This is a genomic window from Betaproteobacteria bacterium (genome assembly GCA_016713305.1).
Taxonomy (GTDB): Bacteria; Pseudomonadota; Gammaproteobacteria; order Burkholderiales.
In genome coordinates this window covers 812,938-836,240 of sequence record JADJPK010000004.1, presented here as the reverse complement: position 1 = coordinate 836,240, position 23,303 = coordinate 812,938, and the positions used below count along the sequence as shown (strand labels likewise).

The 23,303-nt window shown below is 59.7% G+C and carries 19 protein-coding genes and 3 pseudogenes; 4 read left to right on the top strand and 18 right to left on the bottom strand.

Annotation, left to right across the window (positions count from 1 at the left end):
• Positions 1-26: 26 nt before the first annotated feature.
• The 15 genes and pseudogenes from IPK20_04590 to rpmH all read right to left on the bottom strand — a co-directional run bounded on the left by IPK20_04590 (position 27) and on the right by rpmH (position 12,358).
• Positions 27-1,574: a F0F1 ATP synthase subunit alpha gene (locus IPK20_04590; protein ID MBK8016052.1), complete on the bottom strand. Its 1,548-nt coding sequence runs from the start codon at positions 1,572-1,574 to the stop codon at positions 27-29.
• Between the two features lie 8 nt (positions 1,575-1,582).
• A complete protein-coding gene (locus IPK20_04585; GenBank protein ID MBK8016051.1) occupies positions 1,583-2,119 on the bottom strand; it encodes a F0F1 ATP synthase subunit delta in 537 nt (178 codons plus the stop codon).
• Positions 2,120-2,125: 6 nt separating this feature from the next.
• Positions 2,126-2,596: a F0F1 ATP synthase subunit B gene (locus tag IPK20_04580; GenBank protein ID MBK8016050.1), complete on the bottom strand. Its 471-nt coding sequence runs from the start codon at positions 2,594-2,596 to the stop codon at positions 2,126-2,128.
• 28 nt (positions 2,597-2,624) lie between these two features.
• Entirely contained in the window at positions 2,625-2,906 is a 282-nt protein-coding gene (gene atpE / locus IPK20_04575) for a F0F1 ATP synthase subunit C (GenBank protein ID MBK8016049.1), read from the bottom strand.
• 44 nt (positions 2,907-2,950) lie between these two features.
• Entirely contained in the window at positions 2,951-3,760 is an 810-nt protein-coding gene (atpB, locus tag IPK20_04570; GenBank protein ID MBK8016048.1) for a F0F1 ATP synthase subunit A, read from the bottom strand.
• Between the two features lie 19 nt (positions 3,761-3,779).
• Positions 3,780-4,148, bottom strand: coding sequence for an ATP synthase subunit I (locus IPK20_04565; GenBank protein MBK8016047.1), 369 nt, complete (start codon positions 4,146-4,148; stop codon positions 3,780-3,782).
• 106 nt (positions 4,149-4,254) lie between these two features.
• Complete coding sequence (locus IPK20_04560) at positions 4,255-5,088, bottom strand: ParB/RepB/Spo0J family partition protein (protein ID MBK8016046.1); 834 nt, start codon at positions 5,086-5,088, stop codon at positions 4,255-4,257.
• 5 nt (positions 5,089-5,093) lie between these two features.
• The gene (locus tag IPK20_04555; protein ID MBK8016045.1) at positions 5,094-5,885 is read right to left on the bottom strand and encodes a ParA family protein; all 792 of its coding nucleotides are present in this window, start codon (positions 5,883-5,885) and stop codon (positions 5,094-5,096) included.
• Entirely contained in the window at positions 5,882-6,511 is a 630-nt protein-coding gene (rsmG, locus tag IPK20_04550) for a 16S rRNA (guanine(527)-N(7))-methyltransferase RsmG (protein ID MBK8016044.1), read from the bottom strand. The genes IPK20_04555 and rsmG overlap by 4 nt, the downstream gene beginning before the upstream one ends.
• A pseudogene (gene mnmG / locus IPK20_04545) lies at positions 6,511-8,405 on the bottom strand (tRNA uridine-5-carboxymethylaminomethyl(34) synthesis enzyme MnmG). Before mnmG ends, rsmG begins: the two are co-directional and overlap by 1 nt.
• Before the next feature lie 230 nt (positions 8,406-8,635).
• Positions 8,636-9,981, bottom strand: a pseudogene (mnmE, locus tag IPK20_04540) (tRNA uridine-5-carboxymethylaminomethyl(34) synthesis GTPase MnmE).
• Positions 9,965-11,647: a membrane protein insertase YidC gene (yidC, locus tag IPK20_04535; GenBank protein MBK8016043.1), complete on the bottom strand. Its 1,683-nt coding sequence runs from the start codon at positions 11,645-11,647 to the stop codon at positions 9,965-9,967. Before yidC ends, mnmE begins: the two are co-directional and overlap by 17 nt.
• A gap of 6 nt (positions 11,648-11,653) precedes the next feature.
• Complete coding sequence (gene yidD / locus IPK20_04530) at positions 11,654-11,866, bottom strand: membrane protein insertion efficiency factor YidD (GenBank protein ID MBK8016042.1); 213 nt, start codon at positions 11,864-11,866, stop codon at positions 11,654-11,656.
• On the bottom strand, positions 11,863-12,255 hold the full coding sequence (gene rnpA / locus IPK20_04525) for a ribonuclease P protein component (GenBank protein ID MBK8016041.1): 393 nt from the start codon (positions 12,253-12,255) through the stop codon (positions 11,863-11,865). Before rnpA ends, yidD begins: the two co-directional genes overlap by 4 nt.
• Positions 12,224-12,358, bottom strand: a complete 135-nt coding sequence (gene rpmH / locus IPK20_04520; GenBank protein MBK8016040.1) for a 50S ribosomal protein L34 — start codon at positions 12,356-12,358, stop codon at positions 12,224-12,226. The genes rnpA and rpmH overlap by 32 nt, the downstream gene beginning before the upstream one ends.
• A gap of 181 nt (positions 12,359-12,539) precedes the next feature.
• On the opposite strand from rpmH, the pseudogene dnaA reads away from it, so the two are divergent.
• The 3 genes and pseudogenes from dnaA to gyrB all read left to right on the top strand — a co-directional run bounded on the left by dnaA (position 12,540) and on the right by gyrB (position 17,633).
• Positions 12,540-13,879: pseudogene (dnaA, locus tag IPK20_04515) on the top strand (chromosomal replication initiator protein DnaA).
• A 185-nt stretch (positions 13,880-14,064) separates the two neighbouring features.
• Complete coding sequence (locus IPK20_04510; protein ID MBK8016039.1) at positions 14,065-15,171, top strand: DNA polymerase III subunit beta; 1,107 nt, start codon at positions 14,065-14,067, stop codon at positions 15,169-15,171.
• A gap of 62 nt (positions 15,172-15,233) precedes the next feature.
• Positions 15,234-17,633 carry a DNA topoisomerase (ATP-hydrolyzing) subunit B gene (gene gyrB / locus IPK20_04505; GenBank protein ID MBK8016038.1) on the top strand — a complete coding sequence of 800 codons (2,400 nt, stop codon included), beginning with the start codon at positions 15,234-15,236 and terminating at the stop codon, positions 17,631-17,633.
• A 10-nt stretch (positions 17,634-17,643) separates the two neighbouring features.
• Here the strand turns inward: gyrB and IPK20_04500 are convergent, their stop codons facing one another.
• The 3 genes from IPK20_04500 to IPK20_04490 all read right to left on the bottom strand — a co-directional run bounded on the left by IPK20_04500 (position 17,644) and on the right by IPK20_04490 (position 22,683).
• Entirely contained in the window at positions 17,644-20,307 is a 2,664-nt protein-coding gene (locus IPK20_04500; protein ID MBK8016037.1) for a DNA topoisomerase III, read from the bottom strand.
• 109 nt (positions 20,308-20,416) lie between these two features.
• Complete coding sequence (gene dprA, locus IPK20_04495; protein ID MBK8016036.1) at positions 20,417-21,496, bottom strand: DNA-protecting protein DprA; 1,080 nt, start codon at positions 21,494-21,496, stop codon at positions 20,417-20,419.
• Between the two features lie 23 nt (positions 21,497-21,519).
• Positions 21,520-22,683, bottom strand: coding sequence for a LysM peptidoglycan-binding domain-containing protein (locus tag IPK20_04490; GenBank protein ID MBK8016035.1), 1,164 nt, complete (start codon positions 22,681-22,683; stop codon positions 21,520-21,522).
• A 112-nt stretch (positions 22,684-22,795) separates the two neighbouring features.
• On the opposite strand from IPK20_04490, the gene def reads away from it, so the two are divergent.
• Complete coding sequence (gene def / locus IPK20_04485) at positions 22,796-23,299, top strand: peptide deformylase (protein ID MBK8016034.1); 504 nt, start codon at positions 22,796-22,798, stop codon at positions 23,297-23,299.
• The last annotated feature ends 4 nt before the right edge of the window (positions 23,300-23,303 follow it).

Here is a 23,303-nt window from a genome sequence, read left to right as displayed (position 1 = left end):
CTGTGTAGTCAGGGGACGGCGATTGATCAGTAGCTGCCGTTCTTCTTCCAGTCCTTCAGCGCTTCGCTGAGGGCCTTCTCGTCGTCGGCCGGAAGATCCTTCTTGTCGTCGATGCGCTTGACCAGCTCGGCGTACTTGCCCTTGAGGTAGTCGCGCATGGACTTCTCGGCGGCGAGCGCCTTCTTGACGTCGATGTCGTCGAAGAAACCGTTGTTCACGGCGAAGAGCGTCAGCGCCATCTCGTACACTTCCAGCGGCTGATATTGCGCTTGCTTCATGAGTTCCGTGACCATCCGGCCGCGTTCGAGCTGGCGGCGGGTGGCTTCATCGAGGTCGGAGGCAAACTGCGCGAAAGCGGCAAGCTCGCGGTACTGCGCCAGGGCGAGACGCACGCCGCCGCCCGTGTCCTTCCGTTTCATGATCTTGGTCTGGGCCGCGCCGCCGACTCGGGACACCGAGATACCGGCATTGATGGCGGGACGGATACCGGCGTTGAAAAGGTCGGTTTCCAGGAAGATCTGACCGTCCGTGATGGAGATCACGTTTGTCGGAACGAACGCTGTCACGTCGCCAGCCTGGGTTTCGATGACGGGCAAGGCCGTCAGCGAGCCCGTCTTGCCCTTCACTGCGCCGTTGGTGAGCTTTTCCACCCACTCTTCGTTCACGCGTGCCGCCCGTTCGAGCAAACGGGAGTGCAGATAGAAAACGTCCCCCGGATATGCCTCGCGGCCGGGAGGACGGCGCAGAAGCAGCGAGATCTGACGGTAGGCCCAGGCCTGCTTGGTCAGGTCGTCATAGATGATCAGGGCGTCCTGCCCGCGGTCGCGGAAGTACTCGCCCATCGTGCAACCCGAGTACGGCGCGATGTACTGCATCGCCGCCGATTCCGAGGCCGATGCTGCGACCACGATCGTGTAGGCCAACGCCCCGTGTTCTTCGAGCTTTCGCACCACGTTGGCAATCGTGGATGCCTTCTGTCCGATGGCGACGTAGACACAGAAAAGGTCCTTGCCCTTCTGATTGATGATCGTGTCGATGGCCACGGCGGTCTTCCCGGTCTGGCGGTCACCGATGATGAGCTCGCGCTGGCCGCGGCCGACAGGCACCATGGAGTCGATGGCCTTGAGTCCGGTCTGCACCGGCTGGGAAACCGACTTGCGCCAGATCACGCCCGGAGCCACCTTCTCGATGACGTCCGTCTCCTTCGCGTTGATGGGACCCTTTCCGTCGATGGGCTGACCGAGGGAGTTGACCACCCGTCCGAGGAGCTCGGGGCCCACGGGCACCGAGAGAATCTGTCCGGTGCATTTGACGGTGTCACCTTCCGAGATGTGCTCGTACTCGCCCAGGATAACCGCGCCGACCGAGTCACGCTCGAGGTTGAGCGCAAGGCCGAACGTGTTGCGGGGGAACTCGAGCATCTCACCCTGCATCACGTCGGAAAGCCCGTGGACGCGGCAGATGCCGTCGGTCACGGAGACCACCGTACCCTGCGTGCGCATCTGTGCGCTGGCGTCCAGATTCTGAATCCGGCTCTTGATGAGTTCCGAGATCTCGGATGGGTTGAGTTGCATGCCTGCTCCTAAGCTCTTAGGGCGCTTTCGAGCGCGGACAGCTGAGCACGCGCCGAAGCATCGATCACTTTGTCGCCCATGACGATCTTGACCCCTCCGATCAGCTGGGGGTCGACGGTCACACGGACGGTCACTTTCTTGCCGGTGTGGTTCTCGAGGCGACCGATGAGGTCGGCCTGCTGTTCCGATTCGAGCGGGAAGGCGCTGACGATTTCCACTTCCTGCACGCCTTCCCGTTCGTTCTTCAAGGCCTCGAACTGTGTTCGAATCTCGCCGAGGGCATCCATGCGGCGGTTCTCGGCAAGAATACGGACGAAGTTTTGTGCTTCGCCCGACAGCTTGCCGTCGAGAATCTTCAGATAGATGCCTGACACCTGGGCGGCCGACAGTTTCGGATCGCTGGTGAGTTCCTGCACGGTGGTGTCCTGCGACACCTGGGCAAGGGCTGCCAGGGCGCCCGACCAATCCGCAAGCTTGGCGGTTGCGTCTGCCAGCTTGTAGGAGGCTTTCGCGTAGGGACGCGCGATTGTGCTCAGTTCAGCCATGGCGCCTTAGAGTTGCTTCTTGACCGCATCGAGTAGATCGGCGTGAGCCCGGCTGTCCACTTCGCGCCGCAGGATCTTTTCGGCGCCGGCAACCGCAAGGGCTGCCACCTGTTCCCGCAACTGCTCGCGGGCACGGGAGACTTCCTGCTCGATTTCCGCCTTGGCTGCCACCTTTTCACGGTCGGCTTCGGCCTTGGCGGCGGACTTGGCTTCTTCGATCAGCTGCGCGCCGCGCTTCTCCGCCTGGGCGATGATTTCCGCTGCTCTGCCGCGAGCCTCGCTGATGGCCACATCCGCCTGCTTGGTGGACTTCTCAAGCGCGCTGCGACCTTGCTCGGCTGCCGCCAGTCCGTCAGCGATCTGCTTCTGACGCGTTTCGATGGCGCGCAGCATAGGCGGCCAGACGAACTTGACCGTGAACCAGATGAAGACTGCGAAGGCGATGGCCTGCGCAATCAGCGTGAGGTTGAGATTCATGCCGGCCTCACCGGTGAGGGGTTACGGATCAGCCTGCGGCCTGGACGACGGCGAGAAGCGGGTTACCGAACGCGAACAGCATCGCCAGACCCACGCCGATGATGAACGACGCGTCGATCAGACCGAGCAGCAGGAACACTTTGGCCTGCAGCGAGTTGGTGAGTTCGGGCTGACGTGCGGCCGCTTCGAGGAAGCGGGAGCACATGATGCCCACACCGATACACGCACCCGCGGCGCCAAGGCCGATCATGAGTCCGATACCGATACCGGTGTAGGCCTGGATCATCGCGAGAAACTGCAGTTTTTCCATGGTTGCTGTCCTTCTTTGAACGGAAGTGGAAGTGGAACGGAAACTCAGTGGCTTTCGTGCGCCATGGCGAGGTACACCACGGTGAGCATCATGAAGATGAATGCCTGGAGCACGACGATAAGAATGTGGAAGATCGCCCATCCGGCCCCGAGGATCGCACCGAATACGGTGCCGGCGAGGCCGGTCGCGGCCCACAGCCAGAGGAGCAGGAAGATGATCTCGCCCGCATACATGTTCCCGTACAGACGCAAGGAATGCGAAAGGGGCTTGGAAATGTACTCGACGAGGTTGAAGAGGAAGTTCGCCGGCCACAGCAGCGGATGGCCGCCGAAGGGAGCGCAGAACAATTCGTGGATCCAGCCTCCCAGGCCCTTCACGGAGATGGAGAAATAGATCATCAGGATCCAGACGGACAACGCCAGCGCGAAAGTGGTATTCACGTCGGCGGTCGGAACACCGCGCCAGTTGTGCAGGTGGAAGACGTGCTCGTAGATCCACGCCATGATGTCCACGGGCAGGAAATCCATGGCGTTCATCAGAAGGACCCACACGAAGACCGTCAGCGCCGCGGGAGCGATGAACTTGTGCCGATCGCCGTGGAAGATGCCCTTGACCTGTTCGTCTATGAACTCGAAGGCCAGTTCTACGAAGGCCTGCCGCTTGCCCGGCACACCTGAAGTGGCGCCTCGCGCCACCCACCAGAGGAAACCGATGCCCACGATGCCCATGAGCACGGCCATGAACAGCGAGTCGACATGCAGGGTCCAGAACGAACCTTGCCCGGTCTGCGCCGTGAAGTTTGTCAGGTGGTGCCCGATGTACTCGGTGGGGGTGAGTTGTGATTCCGCAGCCATGACCGAAGCAGCGACTCCGTTATTTGTCCCGTACGAAAAACGCCATCGACTGGATCAGCACCGCGACGATGAACGTCGCAATGAAGATCGTCGGCACCAATTGCGCATATGCCTTCATCACCAGCCACAGCAGAGCGATGATGACGAACACCTTTACAGCTTCGGCCCGAAGGACGGCCAGGAGCGCAAGACCCGCCGAATTCGCCTTGCCGAGCCGGGCAACCGCCATGAAAACGAGGGTTGCCACGACACTGATCGAGCCACCGAGCAGTGCAGAAAGCGCGGCGTTGGATCCAATGACAGCGTACGCCGCGATCGAAAACGTGACAGTGATGATGATCTGCCACCGCAGCACGACTCGCATCGGCGACCGCCCGACGGGTGCCACGTTGTTCTCTCCGCTCGACCTTCAAGCAAAGCCCGGGAGTATATCGATGGGCCCGCGGCGGGTCAACGCGGTTTGTGCAATGCAGCGTGAACTTAGCGCAGGCGCGTCAGAACCGAGTCGAGTTGAGCGAGCGAGGAAAATGCACGACAAGCTTTCCCGAACCCTTGGAACGCGAGAGGATTTCCACTCGCGTTCCGAGCAGATCGGACAACTCTTCTTCAAGTTGGCGAACATCCGTGCTGACTTTTCGCCGGGCCCCGGCCGCCGACGCGGGGGCGAGCGCGGCGGATGCGGCCCTCTCGGCTTCGCGTACCGACAACCCCTTGTGAACCACCTGGTGCGCAACCTCCAGCTGACGGGAGGGATCCAGGGGCAGCAAGGCCCGGGCGTGCCCCATCTCGATACGGCCATCCGACAGCATCGACTGGATGACGGTCGGCAGCGCGAGTAGCCGGAGCAGGTTGCTGACGGCACTTCGGGATCGGCCGACGGCGTCGGCGGCGGCTTGGTGGGTCATGCCAAACTCCTCCACAAGCCGCTGGATGCCGTTGGCTTCCTCTATGGCATTCAGATTCTCCCGCTGGATGTTCTCGATCAGCGCCATGGCCAGCGCCGATTCATCCGGCACATTCCGCACGACGACAGGCACCTCTTGCAGACCTGCCCGTTGAGCGGCTCGCCAACGGCGCTCGCCCGCGATGATTTCGTATCTGTCCTGTCCGATCTGTCGAGCCAGAATGGGTTGGATCAACCCTTGCGCCTTGATGGATTCCGCCAGCTCTGCGATCGCGTCCTCGTGCATGTTCGTGCGCGGCTGGTACTTCCCCGGCTGAAGCGCGGAGAGTCTAAGGCTGAGAAGGCGCTCGCCTTCCCCCTGTGACGGTTCTCCGCCCCCCAGAAGGGCGTCCAGTCCCCTTCCGAGTCCTCTGTTCTTGGCCATTTCGTTCAGTTCTTCGTCTTGGATTGCTTGGAGAGGATCTCGCCAGCCAGGGCCAGATATGCCAGGGCCCCCTTCGACTGGCGGTCGTACCGGAGCACCGGCATACCGTGGCTGGGTGCTTCGGCGAGCCGTACGTTTCGAGGGATGACGGTGCGGTAGACCTTGTCGCCGAAGTGCTGCTGGAGCTGATCCGAAACCTGCTGTGCAAGCGTGTTGCGCGGATCGAACATCGTGCGCAGGAGCCCCTCGATTTCGAGTGTCGGGTTGAGATTGGCTCGCACTCTCTTGACGGTGTTGACGAGGTCAGACAGGCCCTCAAGAGCGTAGTACTCGCATTGCATTGGAATCATCACGGCATCCGATGCGCACAGTGCATTCACGGTCAGAAGGTTGAGAGCCGGAGGACAGTCGATCAGAACAAAGTCGTAGGCCGCACGAACGTCCGCTATTGCCTGCTTGAGTCGCGTTTCTCGATGGTCGACCTGGACCATTTCGACCTCCGCACCTGCGAGATCGCGGTTTGCCGGAATGACGTCGTATCCCGCGGCACTTCGCACCACCACCTTCCCGAGGTCGGCTTCCCCCAGCAGAACGTCATAGATGCTCGAGACGAGCGTCCGCTTGTCGATTCCACTCCCCATGGTGGCATTGCCTTGGGGGTCCAGGTCGACGAGAAGAACACGTTGCCCTGCTGTCGCCAGGCTCGCCGCAAGATTCACCGTCGTCGTGGTCTTGCCAACCCCACCTTTCTGGTTGGTGATCGCCAGCACCCGTGCACCCGAAGTTTTTGAGTTCATTGTTTTTTTTGAAGGATCACGAGGTGTCGGGCAGCAGCCAGACCCGGCACGGACAACGGCCGAACCGCCAGGCAGGCAAAATCGTCGGGAACCTTCGTGAGTTCCTCATGGGGCAGCAGGCCTTTCATGGCAAGCAGCTGGCCGGCTGGTTTGGCAAGATGCCCTGCGAGCCGTACGAAGTCGGAAAGGTCGGCGAAAGCGCGTGAAATCACCGTGTCGAAGGCGACATCGGGGTGGAATTCCTCGACGCGCTGGCGCACGACCCGCACGTTGCGCAGTCCGAGAGTGCCCACCGCTTGGACGAGGAATGCGCTCTTCTTCTGGTTGGATTCGACCAGTACCACCTCTCGCTCCGGTTCGGTCATCGCGATCGGGATTCCCGGAAGTCCAGGACCGGTGCCCACATCAGCGAGCGTTCCCGCAGGAAGCAGTGGCACCACGCTCAATGAGTCGAGCAGGTGGTGAGTCACCATGTTGTTCGCGTCGCGAACTGCGGTGAGACTGTACACGGCATTCCATTTAGTTAATAAATTCAGATAGTTAAGAAGACCACTGCAGAGACGGAAAGAGTACTCGAGCCCTAGCTGCTGCAGGCCTGCGGCTAGAGGCTGATGAAGAGGGTCCATCAACCCACGGTCCGGGTCGAGTCGCGGCCGTACTTGCGCAGATGAACACGCAACAAGGAAAGCGCAGCCGGAGTGATGCCCGAAATTGAAGCAGCATCGCGCAGCGTCGCGGGTCGGTGTTTATTCAGTTTCTGGGTGACCTCATGGGAAAGGCCCCGCACTTCCCGGTAGTCGAGGTCAGTCGGGAGCACCCAATCGCCATGTTCGACCTGCCGTTGCACCTCCTCGCGCTGACGATCGATGTACCCGCGGTACTTGATCTGGATCTCCACCTGTGAGGCTGCTTCTTCGTCCTGAACGGCTTCGTCGGGTGTGGCCCACTGCACCAGTTCGCGGTAACGAACATCCGGACGGCGCAGCAGTTGCTCCAGCGTCGCATCGCGGTCGATGGTCTGGCCGAACAGCGCCTTCGCCTCTTCGGTTTGAAAATGCCGCGGATTGCATCGAGTGCTTCGCAAACGCGCCAATTCGACTTCGATGAGTTCCTGTTTCCGTTCGAAACGCCTCCAGCGAGCGTCGTCGATCAAGCCCAATCGCCGGCCGATGGCGGTGAGTCTCAAGTCCGCATTGTCCTCTCGAAGGCTGAGACGGTGTTCCGCTCGGCTGGTGAACATTCGGTACGGTTCCGTCACACCACGATTGACGAGATCATCGACAAGCACACCGAGGTACGCCTCGTGCCGTGCCGGAACCCACGGATCAAGCTCGTCCACGGCCCGTGCGGCATTGATCCCCGCCAGCAATCCTTGCGCAGCCGCTTCTTCATAGCCGGTCGTTCCATTGATCTGGCCGGCGAAGAATAGTCCCGCTATCGATTTGGTTTCCAAGGACTTTCGCAATTCCCTCGGATCAAAATAGTCGTATTCGATCGCGTATCCCGGACGGGTGAGATGCGCATTCTCGAGACCGGGAATGCTTTGCACCAGCGCCAGCTGAACATCGAAAGGCAGGCTGGTCGAGACCCCATTCGGATAGAACTCGTGGGTCGTCAAACCCTCCGGTTCGAGAAAGACCTGGTGAGAGTGCTTGTCAGCAAAGCGGTGCACCTTGTCTTCGATGGAGGGGCAGTAGCGGGGACCGATGCCTTCAATCACCCCGGTGAACATGGGCGACCTGTCGAGGCCCCTCGAACGATTTCGTGCGTGCGCTCGTTGGTGTGCGCGATCCAACAGGGCAGCTGTTCGGGATGCATTTCGCGGCGCCCCATGTACGAGAACACCGGTTCAGGATCATCACCGGGTTGACGTTCAAGTCGGGAAAAATCGATGGATCGTCCATCGATGCGGGGCGGTGTGCCCGTTTTCAAGCGACCTACGGGAAGGCCGAGTTCGCGCAGCCTTCCCGACAATGCAACGGAGGGGGGGTCACCGGCCCTTCCCGCCTGGTGTTGCGAGAGCCCTATGTGGATAACGCCCGCGAGGAATGTACCGGCGGTCAGAACGACCGAGGTGGTATTGAACTGGACGCCTGACTGGGTCACCACCCCGGTGATCCGATCCCCCTTCAATAGCAGGTCGTCGACCGTTTGCTGAAAGAGACTGAGATTCGGCTGATTTTCCAGAGCGGTTCGAATGCCTTTGCGATAAAGGACCCGATCGGCCTGGGCGCGCGTAGCCCGTACCGCAGGACCTTTGCTTCCGTTGAGGACCCGAAACTGGATACCTGCTTCATCGGTCGCCAATGCCATGGCTCCGCCCAGGGCATCGACCTCTTTCACCAAGTGCCCTTTGCCGATGCCTCCGATGGAGGGATTGCACGACATCTGTCCCAACGTTTCGATACTTTGCGTCAGAAGAAGCGTCGACTTGCCCATGCGGGCAGATGCCAAGGCGGCCTCTGTACCGGCGTGTCCGCCGCCGATCACGACGACATCGAATGTCTTGGGGAAAATCACGGGGTTTCCTGCCACGAAGGGGTCGAAATGATAGTTCAAAAGGCCTCATCTCGAGTGTTTCACGTGAAACATCGATCCCTGTTTCACGTGGAACACTCCAACGAGCGCAAAGATCAGATCGACATAGCGCGAGATCTACAGCGCGTCGCTCCTATCCGCTGGTGACGCCGGGATGCTCGGAATATCGTCGAAAATGCCCGCGCCGGGCCCCCAACCAACCCCAGTTGACTCTATTTTCCTATGCAGAATCTCGAAAAGATCTCGCCCAGAAGATCTTCGGGACTCGTCCTGCCAAAGATGACTTCGAGTGACGACTCTGCATAGCGCAACTCTTCAGCCAGAAGCGACTCGTCCCCCTGAAGCAAAGCGATCGCAGCCTCGATATGTGATCGCGCACGTTCCATTGCGGCCAGATGTCGTTCGCGGGCGATGAACACCCCCTCGCTCTCTCCGGATTCGCCCCAACCAATGAACCGCAGGATCGCATGCCGCAATTCGGCGATCCCGAAGCCAGTAACCGCAGAAACCAAGATTTCAGTGCCCGGCGCAGCAACCCCATCGGCAAGGGCGTCGCCGGCCAAATCACACTTGTTACGCACAATCAACTGAAGCAATGGCAATGCGGCGTGCTTCTTCACTCGGTCCACCGCATCGACCACGGGGTGCGCGCATCCACGACGACAAGTGCAAGGTCGGCGCCCAAGGACGCAGCTCGTCCGCGTTCGATACCTGCCTGTTCCACGAGGTCATCGGTCAGGCGAAGGCCTGCGGTATCGATGACGTGAATAGGGACGCCTTCGATCGACGTTTCCGCCCGAATCGTGTCCCTGGTCGTCCCGGGAATATCCGTCACGATGGCGAGATCTTCATCTGCCAGGGCGTTCAGCAGACTCGACTTTCCCACGTTGGGCTCGCCAACGATGACGATGCGCGCACCCTCCTTCAGCAAAACGCCCTGTCGCGCCACGTTGCGAATGTCCTCAAGTGCCCTCAGTGCATGGCCTAGCCGGCCGGGAATGTCATACTGGCCCAGTACATCCAAACCTTCTTCCGGGAAATCCAGACTCGCTTCGACCAAGGTGCGAAGGTCCCGCAGGCGAGAGCAGAATTCTTCCACCCTCTTGGAGAATGCCCCCGAGAGGGATCGAACAGCCGCCCGGGCCGCCACACTTGAACCTGCGTCGATGAGATCCGCGACCGCTTCGGCTTGGGCAAGATCCAACTTCCCATTGAGGAAAGACCGTTCCGTGAATTCGCCGGGCCGTGCCGGTCGCGCGCCAAGTCTGACGCAGGCCGCAACCAGATCGGCAAGGACGACGGGATTTCCGTGCGCCTGAAGTTCTAGAACGTCTTCCCCGGTAAAGGAAGCGGGCCCTGGAAAGTACAGCGCCAAGCCGGAATCGATGGTCTCGTCGAAAGCAAACCGACACTGGAAGGCCCGGCGGGGTGCCGGGACACTTCCGCAAATACGAGCTGCGATATGAGGAACGAGAGGGCCGGAGATCCGCACAATTCCGATCGCCCCCCGTCCTGGCGCAGTGGAAACCGCGACGATTGTGTCAACGCTTGCGTGCAGCAATCCCCGCCTTCTCCAGCTTTCGGGTGATATACCACTGCTGCGCGATCGAAAGGACGTTGTTGACTACCCAGTACAAGACAAGACCGGCCGGGAAGAAGAAAAAGAAGATGCTGAAGGCGACGGGCATGATCTTCATCACCTTCGCCTGAATGGGATCCGGCGGCTCTGGGTTGAGACGCGTCTGCACGATCATGCTGATACCCATGATGATGGGCAAGATATAAAAGGGATCCGGACTTGAAAGATCCTTGATCCAAAGAGCAAAGGGTGCGTGACGCATTTCCACGCTGCCAAGCAGCACCCAATAAAGCGCAATAAATACAGGTATTTGTACGACAATCGGCAGGCATCCGCCGAGTGGATTGATCTTTTCGGTCTTGTACATCTCCATCATCGCCTGATGGAGTTTCTGCCGATCATCCCCGAACTGCTCTTTGAGCTTCTGTAGCTTCGGCGCGAGGACACGCATCTTGGCCATCGATTTGTACGAGGCTGCGGACAGGGGGAAGAACAGGGCTTTGATAATGACCGTCAGAACGATGATCGCCACGCCCCAGTTCTGGACGAAAAGTTTGTAGATCGACGAAAGTGCCCAGAACAGCGGGGTCGCGATCACCGTGAGCCAGCCGTAGTCGACCGTGTATTGAAGGCCGGGCGCCAACTGTTCCAGCTTCTTCTGCTCCTGCGGGCCCACGTAAAGCGGGACGTCCACCGACCACTCGCCTTGCGCGGACGACGTCGTGGGAACAATGACTCCGGCTGCGTATAGCCCGTTCTCCAGAGACCGCGTGAAGAACTCGCGGCCTTCGGAGGCCTTGGGTAGCCAAGCGGACACGAAATAGTGCTGAACCATGGCAATCCAGCCGTCGTTCGCCGTCTTGACGTGGCTCGCCTTTCCTTTCGCGATGTCGGAGAACGTGACCTTCTGGTATTTCTCCTTTTCGGTGTAGACGGCCACGCCGTTGTACGTCGGCACCCACCGGGAATCTCCCTCAGGCGCCGTGTCGTCGCGCACAAGCTGGAAGTACGCTGCCGGCTTCAACGACGAAGGCGCACCTTCCACGCGAAAACCAACATCGATCACGTGGGAGCCGCGACGTAATCTGAAGGTCTTGAGGACGGAGGGGCCGGATCCCGCTGTACCTTGGGAGAGTTCCAGGATCAGTTCGTCTTTGCCTTCCTGCAACGTCCGCTCGCCGGTCATTGCTGCAAAGACGGACTTGTGTGTCGGAAGTCCTTCACCCAACAGACCGCTTTGCGCCAGATACGTGCGCTTTCCGCCAGTCTCCAACAGTACGAAGTTCTTGGTTGGATCCAAGGTGTCCTTTTGATCCAACAGTTCCACTCGCTGGATATCTCCACCCACCGTGGAGACATGGACCTTCATAACATCCGTTTGAAGAACAACAACCTCGCCTCCCGCGCTGACGGGCACGATCTGCTGCGGAGCCGTCGCCACGGGTGTGGCGGCCCGGGGCGTCTCCTTGCCAGCAACGATGGAGGTGGAGGTCGGCACGTCACTGACGGTCGACTCGATCCTGGAAGACGCGGGCGGGACATCCTTCTTCCCATACTGGTCTACCCACCGCTCGCCCAAGATGAACAAGGTGACACAAAAAATCACCAAGGAAACAAGGCGTATCGATTCCAGGGGCGAGTTCATTCGGATTCAGGGGACAGGATCATGGCCACCGGCATGGAAAGGATGACAACGCAGGAGCCGCTTCAAGGCAAGCCAGCCACCTTGGAACACTCCGTGCCGTTCGAGGGCTTCGATGGCATAGCACGAGCAAGTCGGATGGAATCGGCACCCCTGGCCAAAATACGGACTCAGGGACACCTGATACAGCCGGATCGAACGCTGGAGAAGGATTCGAATCATTCCAGGTTGGCGAGCAGACGCTCGAGTTCTTGACGAACTACTTGCCTGTCTCCCGGCGCAAACATCGTTTTCAGCCTGACCACCACGTTGAGTGGTGATTTGATGGCATCCGACTGCCTGTACACCTCTCGCACCATGCGTTTGACGAAGTTCCGGGCTACACCCGTCCTTGTCAAACGCTTCGGTACTACCAGACCCAGTCGACCCTGCAAGTCATTGGACGCAATCCAATGCACCGCAAAATGCCGCCCGGTCTTTCGGCGGCCGATCTTGAACGCACGATCAAATGCTGAAGCACCACACAACCGCTGGTGCTTCGCGAAACGTGCGGATCGAATCGCCGGAAGTCTTATTGGCTCAGACAGCCAGGCGAGCCCGGCCTTTGGCACGCCGAGCGTTGATCACCGCTCTGCCAGTGCGAGTTTTCATGCGGACACGAAAACCATGCGTACGCTTGCGACGCGTCACAGAAGGCTGATAAGTACGCTTCATGACTTTCCCCGAAAAAGTCTTCGATTAAACCGTTCTTTGGGAAGCTATGTCAACGGGCAGACACCTTGGCGCATAGCCTGTGGATAAGTGACCCTCCTCTTTGGTACACTTCGCGGTCTTCCGAGACGTTGATCGCGACGTCTCCCGCCTGCCGATTCCTCGAGCGAGAGAGACCGTAACCATGCCCGAACTGTGGGAGATGTGTCAGGCGGAACTGCGCCGGACCATCAGCGAACAACAGTTCCAGACGTGGATCCGGCCCCTCCTGGCTGAACAACACTCCGATTTCCTGCGACTGGCGGCACCCAATCGTTTCGTGTTGGAATGGGTGCGGGACAAGTTCCTGAAAAGCATCGAAGACACCGTTCGCCGATCGGGTCAGGAAAACATGTCCGTCGTGCTTGAACTGTCCGACCGCAAGCCTTCTTTGCCCGTTCCGGCCGATACGTCCGGTCCTGTGCAGGTGCTCCCCAAGCTTCCGCCAATCCTGCCCCGCCGGAACGTGGCCGACTGAATCCGTCGTTCACTTTCGAGAACTTCGTCACCGGAAAGGCAAATCAGCTTGCGAGGGCAGCGGCTCTCCAGATCGCCGAACACCCCGGAACAGCCTACAACCCCTTGTTCGTGTACGGCGGCGTCGGTCTCGGCAAGACACATCTGATTCACGCCATTGGAAATCACGTACTGAGAACAAACACAACCGCGAACATTCGCTATACCCATGCGGAGCAATACGTATCGGATGTGATACGCGCTTATCAGCACAAGTCATTCGACTCGTTCAAGAAGTTCTACCATTCCCTGGACCTGCTTCTTATCGACGACATCCAGTTCTTCAGCGGCAAGAACCGTACTCAGGAAGAGTTCTTTTACGCCTTCAATGCGCTCATCGATGCCCGGAGGCAGGTCATCATCACTTGCGACACCTACCCCAAGGAATTGGAAGGCATCGAGGACAGACTGATTTCTCGCTTCGGGTGGGGCCTCACGGTGGCGATCGAACCCCCGGAACTGGAAATGCGCGTCGCCATTCTGTTGAAGAAAGCAGAGGCGGAGCGAGCGGCTCTTCCTGAAGACGTGGCGTTCTTCCTCGCTACCCATATTCAATCGAACGTGCGCGAACTGGAAGGAGCACTGAAACGAGTCCTCGCCTTCACGCGGTTCGCCAACGTCCCGGTCGACATCGACTCTGCCCGCGAGGCGCTGAAGGACCTTCTTGCCGTCCAGACTCGCCAGATCTCCGTGGAGAACATTCAGAAAACGGTTGCGGACTACTACAAGGTCCGGGTCTCGGAGATGTTTTCCAAGAAGCGTTCCCGTGTCATCGCTCGTCCGCGGCAGATTGCCATGGCCCTCGCCAAGGAACTCACGACACTGAGTCTTCCGGACATCGGCGATGCATTCGGTGGCCGCGACCATACGACCGTACTGCACGCATGTCGGAAGGTTGCGGAGCTTCGCACCACCCATGCCGACATCGGTCGGGACTTCGATGCCCTTGTTCAGGTTCTGCGGGGATAACCTGTGAACACATTGTCCATAAGACGCAATATCGCTCCAAGTGAAAAACTGTCCACAGTTGGCACCCGGACTATCCCCAAGTTGTATGCAGCCCTGCATTTCTCGTTTGTCCAACAATGGCGAGGCTTCGTTCAGTTATCCACAGAAATGCCGGCCCTTCATCAATCTTCTCAATTGAATTAATCATGAACAGTCTGCAGATCGATCGCGATATCCTGCTCAAGCCGCTGCAGTCAGTGACTGGCATTGTGGAACGCAGGCAGACGCTGCCCATCCTTTCCAACGTGCTCATCGAAGGCAAAGGTGGCGTTCTCTCCCTGACTGCGACCGATCTCGAGATCCAGGTGACCGCCACGCAGGCGGGGATCTCGGCGGATACGGAGTTTGCCATCACGGTGTCGGCAAAGAAGCTCCTCGACATCCTCCGCGCACTGCCGGAGCAGACTCAGCTTGCCCTCGAGCAGAAAGACTCGAAGCTTCTCGTGAGAGCTGGCAAGAGTCGATTCAGTCTCCAGACGCTACCCGCGGCCGATTTCCCTCGCTTGCCCGAAGGACAGCCCGGGACCGCAGAGATCCGGCTTCCCCAGAGCGCGCTCAAGAAACTGCTCTCGCTCACTCAGTACGCGATGGCGCAGCAGGACATTCGCTACTACCTCAACGGTATGCTGTTCGTCGTCAACGAGAAATCCCTGACGCTCGTCGCCACCGATGGCCATCGGCTGGCACTTGCATCCAGGGAACTCCTGGAAAGCTATATCCGGAACGAGATCATTCTTCCCAGAAAGGCCGTTCTGGAACTGTCCAGGACTCTCGCCGACAACGATGACCAGGTGCTCATCACCTTGATGCCCAACCAGGTCCGCTTCGACCTCGAAGGAATCACTCTGGTCACCAAAGTGATCGACGGCAAGTTTCCCGACTATGGCAGGGTCGTTCCCTCCAACTATTCGAAGATGCTTGAGGTCGAACGGTCGATCCTTCAGGACTCGCTGCAGCGAGCGGCCATTCTGTCGAACGAGAAGTTCCGCGGCGTGCGCTGGATCGTGACACCCAACAGTCTCCGAATCCTTTGCACGAACACCGAGCAGGAAGAAGCTGAGGAGGAGATCGAGGTCTCGTACGGAGCCGATGCCATAGACATCGGATTCAACATCACCTACCTGCTCGAGGTGCTCAGCAGCGTCGACGGACAGTCGATGCAGTGTTCGTTCGGCGATGCGAACACCAGCATGCTGATGACGCTTCCCGGACGGGACGACTTCAAGTACGTCGTGATGCCCATGCGCATCTGACCGGACGGTCCGGTCGAAGCGCCCTCAGCCCATCCCGGAGCTGCGGCTCTCTCAGGAATGCAATGGAAGAAAACAAAGCCTACAACGCCGACAGCATCAAGGTTCTCAAAGGACTGGAAGCTGTCCGCAAACGGCCAGGCATGTACATCGGTGACACGAGCGATGGCACAGGTCTCCACCACATGGTGTTCGAAGTCGTCGACAATTCCATCGACGAAGCACTTGCGGGCCACTGTGACGATATAAAGGTCGTCATCCACGGTGACAACTCCATCAGCGTAATGGACAACGGTCGCGGAATCCCGACCGACATCCATCCTGACGACGAAGAGCATCGTTCCACGGCTGAAATCGTGATGACGGTTCTGCACGCCGGCGGGAAGTTCGATGGAAACTCCTACAAGATCTCCGGCGGTCTTCACGGAGTGGGCGTGTCCGTAGTCAATGCGCCATCGGAAAGCTTGAAGCTCACGATCCGGCGCGACGGCAAGGTCCACTCGATGGAGTTTCGCCATGGAGAGCCGGTCGCGCCATTGGCAGAGATCGGTACGACGGAGCGGCGCGGAACCGAGATCCACTTCAAACCGAGCACCGAGACGTTTGGAAACATCGAGTTTCATTTCGACATTCTGGCGAAGCGCCTTCGCGAACTGTCTTTCCTGAACAACGGCGTCAAGATCGAACTGCTCGATCACCGTGATGGCAAGCAGGAAAACTTCGCGTTCTCAGGGGGAGTTCGTGGCTTTGTCGAGTACTTGAATCGTCACAGGACCGTTTTGCACGGGAATGTGTTCCACGTGAGCTCGGAAAAGTCCGGAATCGGCGTGGAAGCAGCCATGCAGTGGAACGACTCCTATCAGGAATCCGTTCTCGTCTTTACCAACAACATTCCGCAGCGAGATGGAGGTACCCATCTCACAGGCCTGCGCGCTGCAATGACGAGGACCATCACCAAGTACATTGTCGCCAACGAACTCGACAAGAGGGCCAAGGTGGAGGTGTCGGGGGACGACTTGAGAGAAGGGCTCACCTGCGTTCTATCCGTGAAGGTGCCCGACCCGAAATTCTCGTCGCAGACAAAGGACAAGCTGGTGTCTTCCGAGGTGCGTCCAGCGGTGGAAGATGTGGTATCCCGAGCCTTGGATGAGTGGCTGCTCGAGCGGCCCGCCGATGCCAAGATCGTTGTCGGCAAGATTGTCGATGCAGCCCGCGCTCGGGAGGCCGCCAGAAAGGCACGTGAGATGACGCGTCGCAAGGGCGTGATGGACAGTTTCGGACTGCCAGGCAAGCTTGCGGATTGTCAGGAGAAGGATCCGACCCGATGCGAACTGTATCTCGTCGAGGGGGACTCCGCGGGAGGTTCGGCGAAGCAGGGACGCGATCGGCGGTTCCAGGCCATTCTTCCCCTGAAGGGAAAGATCCTCAACGTGGAGAGGGCGCGTTTCGACAAGCTCGTCTCGTCACAGGAGATCGCCGCGCTCATCACTGCGCTCGGGACGAGCATCGGGAAGGAGGAGTACAACCCGGACAAGTTGCGCTATCACCGCATCATCATCATGACGGATGCGGATGTCGATGGTTCTCATATCCGTACTCTTCTCCTGACCTTCTTCTACCGCCAGATGCCGGACTTGGTCGAGCGCGGTCACATCTACATTGCGCAGCCTCCGCTGTTCAAGGCGAAGCACGGCAAGGAAGAGAAGTACCTGAAAGATGAACACGAACTCAAGGAATACCTTCTGCGGCTGGCATTGAAAGACGCCTCTCTTGTGCCGTCCGAAGGAGCGGAGACTCTGAGCCGGGAAGCATTGGAGGAACTCGCCAAGGAACAGTTGTTGAGTGATGCGGTGATCGCCCGCCTGTCTCGCCGCATGGATCCGGTCGTGCTCAAGGCTCTCGAGCGAGGCGTCCGCCTCGAGTTGGCCTCGCAAGATGCCTCACAACAAGCGGCGGCAGAACTCTCGGTCTTGCTGGCGGATGATCGGGTGACGGTGGAGTGCGAGTACGACGAGAGCAGTGAAACGTACCGCCTCAGAATCTCCCGATCTGTCCATGGTCTGGAACGGGTGACGGTCTTGGATCGGGACTTCGCGGACAGCGGCGACTACACACAACTCATGCGAAGCGCGACCCTGCTGCAGGGCCTCCTGGGCGAAGGAGCTTTCGTCATGCGCGGAGAGCACCGGAAATCGATCGGCTCTTTCCGCGCGGGCCTGGAATGGTTGCTCGATGAGGCGCAGCGGGGGGTGTCCATCCAGCGCTACAAGGGGCTGGGAGAGATGAATCCCGATCAGTTGTGGGAGACCACGATGGACCCCGCGTCGAGGCGCCTTCTGCGCGCCCAGATCGAGGACACCATCGCCGCAGACGAGATTTTCAGCACGCTGATGGGAGACGTCGTGGAGCCCCGGAGGGCCTTCATCGAAAGCAACGCTCTTGGCGTTCGCAATCTGGACGTCTGACCCGGGAATCTCAGGAGCCGGCGGCCTTCTTTCGGCCGCCGGTCGCTCTCTTGGGTTTGTCGTCTCCAGCCTCCGATGCCGCAGCCTTGCCCCGAGGGGCGAATTCGAAACCCACTTTTCCATCCTGCCCCCGGACGAGGAAGGCGGAGAAAGGGCGGCCCTTCTTCGAGATGAACCGGTGGAGGAGATCGGTGCGGCCGGTGGCGAGGAGTTTGCGCATCTGTTCCGGTTCGATCTGGCGCTGCAGAATGATCTTTCCCGAACGGAAATCGCAGCTCCTGGCGGGGCCAACCGATTTTTCGCATACGAACGCCATGCCGTGATCGAACACGCGCGCGCCGCATTTGGGACAGGGACCCAGCGTGACCTGGTCGCCGAAGTCCACGGGTTCCTGGTCGGCCGCGTCACCTGAACCCTGCCCGAAATCGAACTCGGTCGTCAGGTCGTCCTTCATCCTCAACATGGCGGCAAAGGGCCGGCCAAGCTTGCTGCGAAAGCCCTGAACCGGACCGATGGATCGCTCGCGTATCAATGTCTCGATCTCCTGAGCTTCCATACGTCTTCCGGCTACCACCTTCCAAAGCGCGAAATCGCACTTCGTGCAGGCAAACTTCTTGTAATTCTCGACAATGGTGCCCCCGCATCTCGGGCACGCTGTGGAAAGCGTGGATATCGGTTCATCCGAGAGGGTTCCCTGCTTCACGCGATCGACGAGATCCTGGGTGGTCTCGACAATGTGGTGCATGAAATCGGCTCGCTTGAGCTGGCCCTGCTCCATCTGCTTCAGCTTGTACTCCCACGTTCCCGTCAGCTCCGGCGACCGGAGTTCGTCGATTCCGAACTTGCCGAGTGCATAGAGCAGGTCGAAGGCCTTGGCCGTGGGAACCAGATCGCGACCGTCGCGCAGCACATACTCCTCGAGAATGAGCCCTTCGATGATCGCCGCCCGAGTGGCGGGCGTTCCAAGGCCTTTCTCGCTCATCGCTTCGCGAAGGTCCTCGTCGTCCACCAACTTGCCGGCTCCTTCCATCGCCGACAGGAGTGTCGCCTCATTGAATCGCGCCGGAGGCTTCGTCCGGTTCGCAACAGCCTGGACCTCTGTCGCTTCGGCTTTTCCCTTGGTGACGGGGACCAAGAGGGAATCACCATCGGACTGCGCTTCCTTGCCGTAGACTTCCAACCACCCCGGATTGACCAAGACCTTGCCTTCCGTCTTGAAAGGCTCGTCGGCAACCCGCGTGATGCGGGTGGTGATCAGGTGTTCAGCAGCGGGATAGAACACCGCCAGAAAGCGGCGCACGACCATGTCGTACAGCTTCTGCTCGATCTCCGTCAGATGCTTCGGCGCTTCGAGCGTCGGAATGATTGCAAAGTGATCAGAGATCTTCTCATTGTTGAAGATACGCTTGTTCGGGCGAACCCAATTGTTCTCCAGAATTCGGGAGGCGAAAGAGGAGTAGCGCTCCACCAGGCCGGACGGCTCGACCGTACGGGATCTGCCCGCCGTGTGCTCTCCCGACAACATGCCGAGAGTGGCTTTCACGGTGTTCGCGTAGTCCTCAGGCAGGGCCCGCGAATCCGTACGCGGATAGGTGAGAACCTTGTGCTTCTCGTACAGCGCTTGCGCCAGGCTCAGCGTCGTCTTGGCAGAAAAGCCGAAGCGGCCGTTGGCCTCCCGCTGCAGGCTCGTGAGGTCATAGAGCAATGGCGGTGTCTGGGTCGATGGCTTCGATTCTTCGGTGACCGTACCCACCTTCCCCGTGCACTTCTGCGCGATCAGCAACGCCTTCGACTCGTCCCAGATCCGGTCGGCGCGAACGTCCGCATCTTCGGACTTCGACGAACGTTCGAAGGACTCGTCGAACCACTTGCCGTCGTAATGCCCGCTTTCTGCGGAGAACGTCGCGCGCACTTCCCAATAGTCGCGGGGTTGGAAAGACTTGATACGGCTTTCACGTTCCACCAGCACGGCCAGCGTTGGAGTCTGTACGCGCCCGACCGTCGTCTTGTAGAACCCTCCATCCTTCGAGTTGAACGCAGTCATGGCCCGCGTTCCGTTGATCCCGATCAACCAGTCGGATTCGCTGCGACATGCGGCAGCGTCGGCAAGAGGCTTCATGGAAGCGTCCTCTCGCAGAGACTGAAAGCCGTCACGGATGGCGGCCGGTGTCATCGACTGAAGCCACAACCGCTCGATGGGCTTGGAAGTATCCGCGTGCTCCACGATGTAGCGGAATATCAGTTCGCCCTCGCGCCCCGCATCGCAGGCGTTGATCAAACCGGTGACATCCTTTCGCTTGATGAGACGCTTCAACAGCTTGAGCCGCTCCTCGGTCCTCTCGATCGGCCGCAGATCGAAGTGAGGAGGAATGACGGGCAGATGAGCAAAAGACCACTTGCCCCGCTTGACCTCGTATTGCTCCGGTGCCACCAGTTCCAGCAGATGACCGATCGCCGAGCAGACGACAAACCCGTCGCTCTCGAAGTAATCCCCTTGCTTCGTGAATCCGCCGAGAGCCCGTGCAATGTCGGCAGCGACGGAGGGCTTTTCAGCGATCACCAAACGCTTGCCGGCCCCGGTGTCCTGCGGATCCGGAGCGCTGCTGCGCGCGGGTTTCTTGGCGGAGGAGGTGCGTGACGTCGTCTTGGCGGCAGCACGCTTCTGGGTCGGCATCGATGGGAACTCTGCAAAAAAGGGCCGCGAATGATAAGGGGGCGAAATTGCGCCGTGCAAGCGAACGAACCAAAAGTTCCGATCAAAGCGGGCAGGAACATGCGAGACGTCACCGCATGCGGAGCATCTTTCCTCCTGGTAGTCGCGAGACATCTCCTGCGAGCTCCAGTTCCAGCAAACGGCCAGTCACCTCGGCGATTGCGAGTCCAGCTCTTTCTGCAATCGTCTCCGCGTCGCAGGGATCGTACCCCATTGCGTTCAATACCGGATCGGATGTCCCGGGGCTTTCAACCTGCCTTGCTTCCTGGGCAGGCGCCAGCATTCCGAACTCTTCCAGCACGTCGGCAGCACTCTCGACGAGTTTCGCCCCCTGTTTGATGAGCGCGTGACACCCTTTGGAGAGGGGAGAGTGAATCGACCCCGGGATGGCGAACACCTCGCGGCCCTGTTCCGCGGCGCATCGCGCCGTCGTCAAGGATCCGCTCTTGAGGGCGGCCTCCACGACGAGCACACCCTTGCTGAGCCCGCTGATGATGCGGTTGCGGCGAGGGAAGTTTGCGGCCATTGGCCGCGTGCCCAGCGCGAACTCCGAAACGATGGCGCCCTTGTCTGCGATCCTGTGGGCCAGGCTGCGATTCCGGGCTGGATAGACGAGATCGAGGCCGGTACCGACGACCGCAACCGTGCTTCCGGTTCCATCGAGACCTCCAGCATGAGCCGCCGCGTCTATGCCCAGCGCGAGTCCGCTGACTACGGTCAGCCCCGCGTCGCTCAGCGATCGAGCGAACTGGGCCGCCGTCTCGGTTCCCAGGGGAGTTGCGTTGCGGCTCCCGACGACGGCGATCCCTGGCCGGCCGAGGAGATCCGCATGCCCTTTCACATACAGCAACGGGGGTGGATCTTCAGTGAGGAGAAGTTGAGGCGGATAGTGCGGATCGCCCAGCGAGACGACGTGATGTCCTGACTTTCCGGCCCACTCGAGAGCAGAGGCAACAGCTGCAGCATCCGGACCTCGTGCCCAGGCTTCCCGCTGCTGGGAACTGAGAAACCTTGCAAGGTCACCTGGAGAGGCGCTGAGCGCTTCTCCAGGTGTTCCGTAGACGGTGAGCAGCTTGCGCTGGGTTGCGCCGCCAACTCCGGAGATGAGCGTGAATCGAAGCCAATCCTCGATCCAGCGATCTATCCCCATGCAGTGATGCTGCGCCGCGCGGGTCAGGGAGCCTTTGCGATGTCGAGCAGGTTGACGGACCGGGTGGTGTTCATGACCAGTGCGTACGACACCTTCTCGAACGAGCGGAAAACGAATGCCACGCCATAGCGCTCGGGCGGTGTCAGTACGGTTTCCTCTTCCCTCTTGTACTCCGAATGAACCGACTTCACTTCCTTGCGGGCCGGATCGTTCGACGCACTGGAAGGCAGTCTGCGAGGCGTCACCAGGCGGGCAGATCTGTACAGCGCAAACACGTGGCCCGGCTCCACGCCGTTTCGAGCTCCCATGTTGAGCACGATCACCTGATACTGTCCGATCTCCGACACGGCCGTGTCCGGTGCAGAAATGACCAGTCCCTCCAGCTTCGGGTCTGCCGACCGGGGCGCGTACGCGAGAATATCGGAGGGCGGCGAGGCCACGAGCCGGTCGCCAACACCGATTTCCTGACGGGCCCTGAGCACCCGCATGCTGGCGACTTCACCTGCCTCCTGAATCTGCACGTCGCCAAGATAGATGACTTCGTAGCCAAGCAACTCGTCCGTCACAGGGTCATACAGAGGTTTGCTGGCACGGTATGCCTGCCACACAGGAGCGGACTCCGCCGTGAGACCTTTGACGTAGACGGAGTCTCCGGGCCCGGCAAGCACGCGGCTCTCCGGAGTGGCGACCACCCTGGGAGCTTCGTCGAACTGGTCCGATGAAACGATCAGCGGCCTGTTCAAGAACGGGTCGATGGAAGACGCCGGGATGCTTGAAATCGGCGCGGCCGTGAGCTGCTGCGAGCGTACTCGAGGTTTCAACTTGACCGTGGCGCCGACACTGCTGCCCTTCCCGGCTTCCACCAGCCCTCCGGGGCCGTCGCCTTCCAGCCGGAGCCGAGGGGTTGCACCGCTGCGGTCCAGAACGATCACGTTGCCGGGATAGATCAGATGGGGATTGCGGACCTGCTCCTTGTTCATGCCCCAAAGGTCGGGCCAGAGCCATGGATTCTTGAGGAAACGCTTGGATATGCCCCAAAGCGTGTCGCCTTTCACCACGATATGCCGCTCAGGTGGATTGTCCTGCAACTCCGGGGCCGTGGCCGGCTTGTCCTCTGCCGAGAGCGGCGCCGCTGCAGCGGCAAGCAGCGTTAGCCCGGCGAGCATCGATATGGTTGAATTGCGCATCACAGTCCCCAAAAAGATGCCAAGAGGATACGGCGGCCGTGTCCGCAAGGCCCCGAATTTCCTATATTCTGGTTTAGATTCTGCTCGTAATTCTCTAACTTAGCAAGCATTTATGGCCATCCTGACGATTCTGCAGTATCCGGATCCACGACTTCACAAGGTAGCGGAGCCAGTGATCCGGTTCGACGAAGAGCTACAACGGCTCGTTCGGGACATGGCTGAAACGATGTATGCCGCCCCGGGGGTGGGTCTGGCGGCGACACAGATCGATGTGCACCGCCAGATCATCGTGATCGACGTCTCCGAAACCCATGATCGACTGCAGGTTCTGGTGAACCCGGTCATCGACGGGGGTTTCGGCGAATCCGCTCTGGAGGAAGGGTGCCTTTCCGTACCTGGAATCTACGACCAGGTTCCCCGATTCGATCGGATCCGGGGTCGCGCACAAGATGCCACCGGCAAGTCCTACGGATTCGAGGCAGAAGGACTTCTCTCCGTCTGCATTCAGCACGAGATGGACCATCTTAAGGGTCGTGTCTTCGTCGAGTACCTTTCTCGTCTCAAGCAGAACCGTATCGCCGCCAAGTTGCGCAAGCAGCAGAAAAAGGCAGGTTGAAGCG

Coding starts and splice junctions, on each gene's coding strand:
- IPK20_04590 (MBK8016052.1), bottom strand. CDS start 1,574: ATGCAACTCAACCCATCCGAGATCTCGGAACTCATCAAGAGCCGGATT.
- IPK20_04585 (MBK8016051.1), bottom strand. CDS start 2,119: ATGGCTGAACTGAGCACAATCGCGCGTCCCTACGCGAAAGCCTCCTAC.
- IPK20_04580 (MBK8016050.1), bottom strand. CDS start 2,596: ATGAATCTCAACCTCACGCTGATTGCGCAGGCCATCGCCTTCGCAGTC.
- atpE (MBK8016049.1), bottom strand. CDS start 2,906: ATGGAAAAACTGCAGTTTCTCGCGATGATCCAGGCCTACACCGGTATC.
- atpB (MBK8016048.1), bottom strand. CDS start 3,760: ATGGCTGCGGAATCACAACTCACCCCCACCGAGTACATCGGGCACCAC.
- IPK20_04560 (MBK8016046.1), bottom strand. CDS start 5,088: ATGGCCAAGAACAGAGGACTCGGAAGGGGACTGGACGCCCTTCTGGGG.
- IPK20_04555 (MBK8016045.1), bottom strand. CDS start 5,885: ATGAACTCAAAAACTTCGGGTGCACGGGTGCTGGCGATCACCAACCAG.
- rsmG (MBK8016044.1), bottom strand. CDS start 6,511: ATGGACCCTCTTCATCAGCCTCTAGCCGCAGGCCTGCAGCAGCTAGGG.
- yidC (MBK8016043.1), bottom strand. CDS start 11,647: ATGAACTCGCCCCTGGAATCGATACGCCTTGTTTCCTTGGTGATTTTT.
- yidD (MBK8016042.1), bottom strand. CDS start 11,866: ATGATTCGAATCCTTCTCCAGCGTTCGATCCGGCTGTATCAGGTGTCC.
- rpmH (MBK8016040.1), bottom strand. CDS start 12,358: ATGAAGCGTACTTATCAGCCTTCTGTGACGCGTCGCAAGCGTACGCAT.
- IPK20_04510 (MBK8016039.1), top strand. CDS start 14,065: ATGAACAGTCTGCAGATCGATCGCGATATCCTGCTCAAGCCGCTGCAG.
- gyrB (MBK8016038.1), top strand. CDS start 15,234: ATGGAAGAAAACAAAGCCTACAACGCCGACAGCATCAAGGTTCTCAAA.
- IPK20_04500 (MBK8016037.1), bottom strand. CDS start 20,307: ATGCCGACCCAGAAGCGTGCTGCCGCCAAGACGACGTCACGCACCTCC.
- dprA (MBK8016036.1), bottom strand. CDS start 21,496: ATGGGGATAGATCGCTGGATCGAGGATTGGCTTCGATTCACGCTCATC.
- IPK20_04490 (MBK8016035.1), bottom strand. CDS start 22,683: ATGCGCAATTCAACCATATCGATGCTCGCCGGGCTAACGCTGCTTGCC.
- def (MBK8016034.1), top strand. CDS start 22,796: ATGGCCATCCTGACGATTCTGCAGTATCCGGATCCACGACTTCACAAG.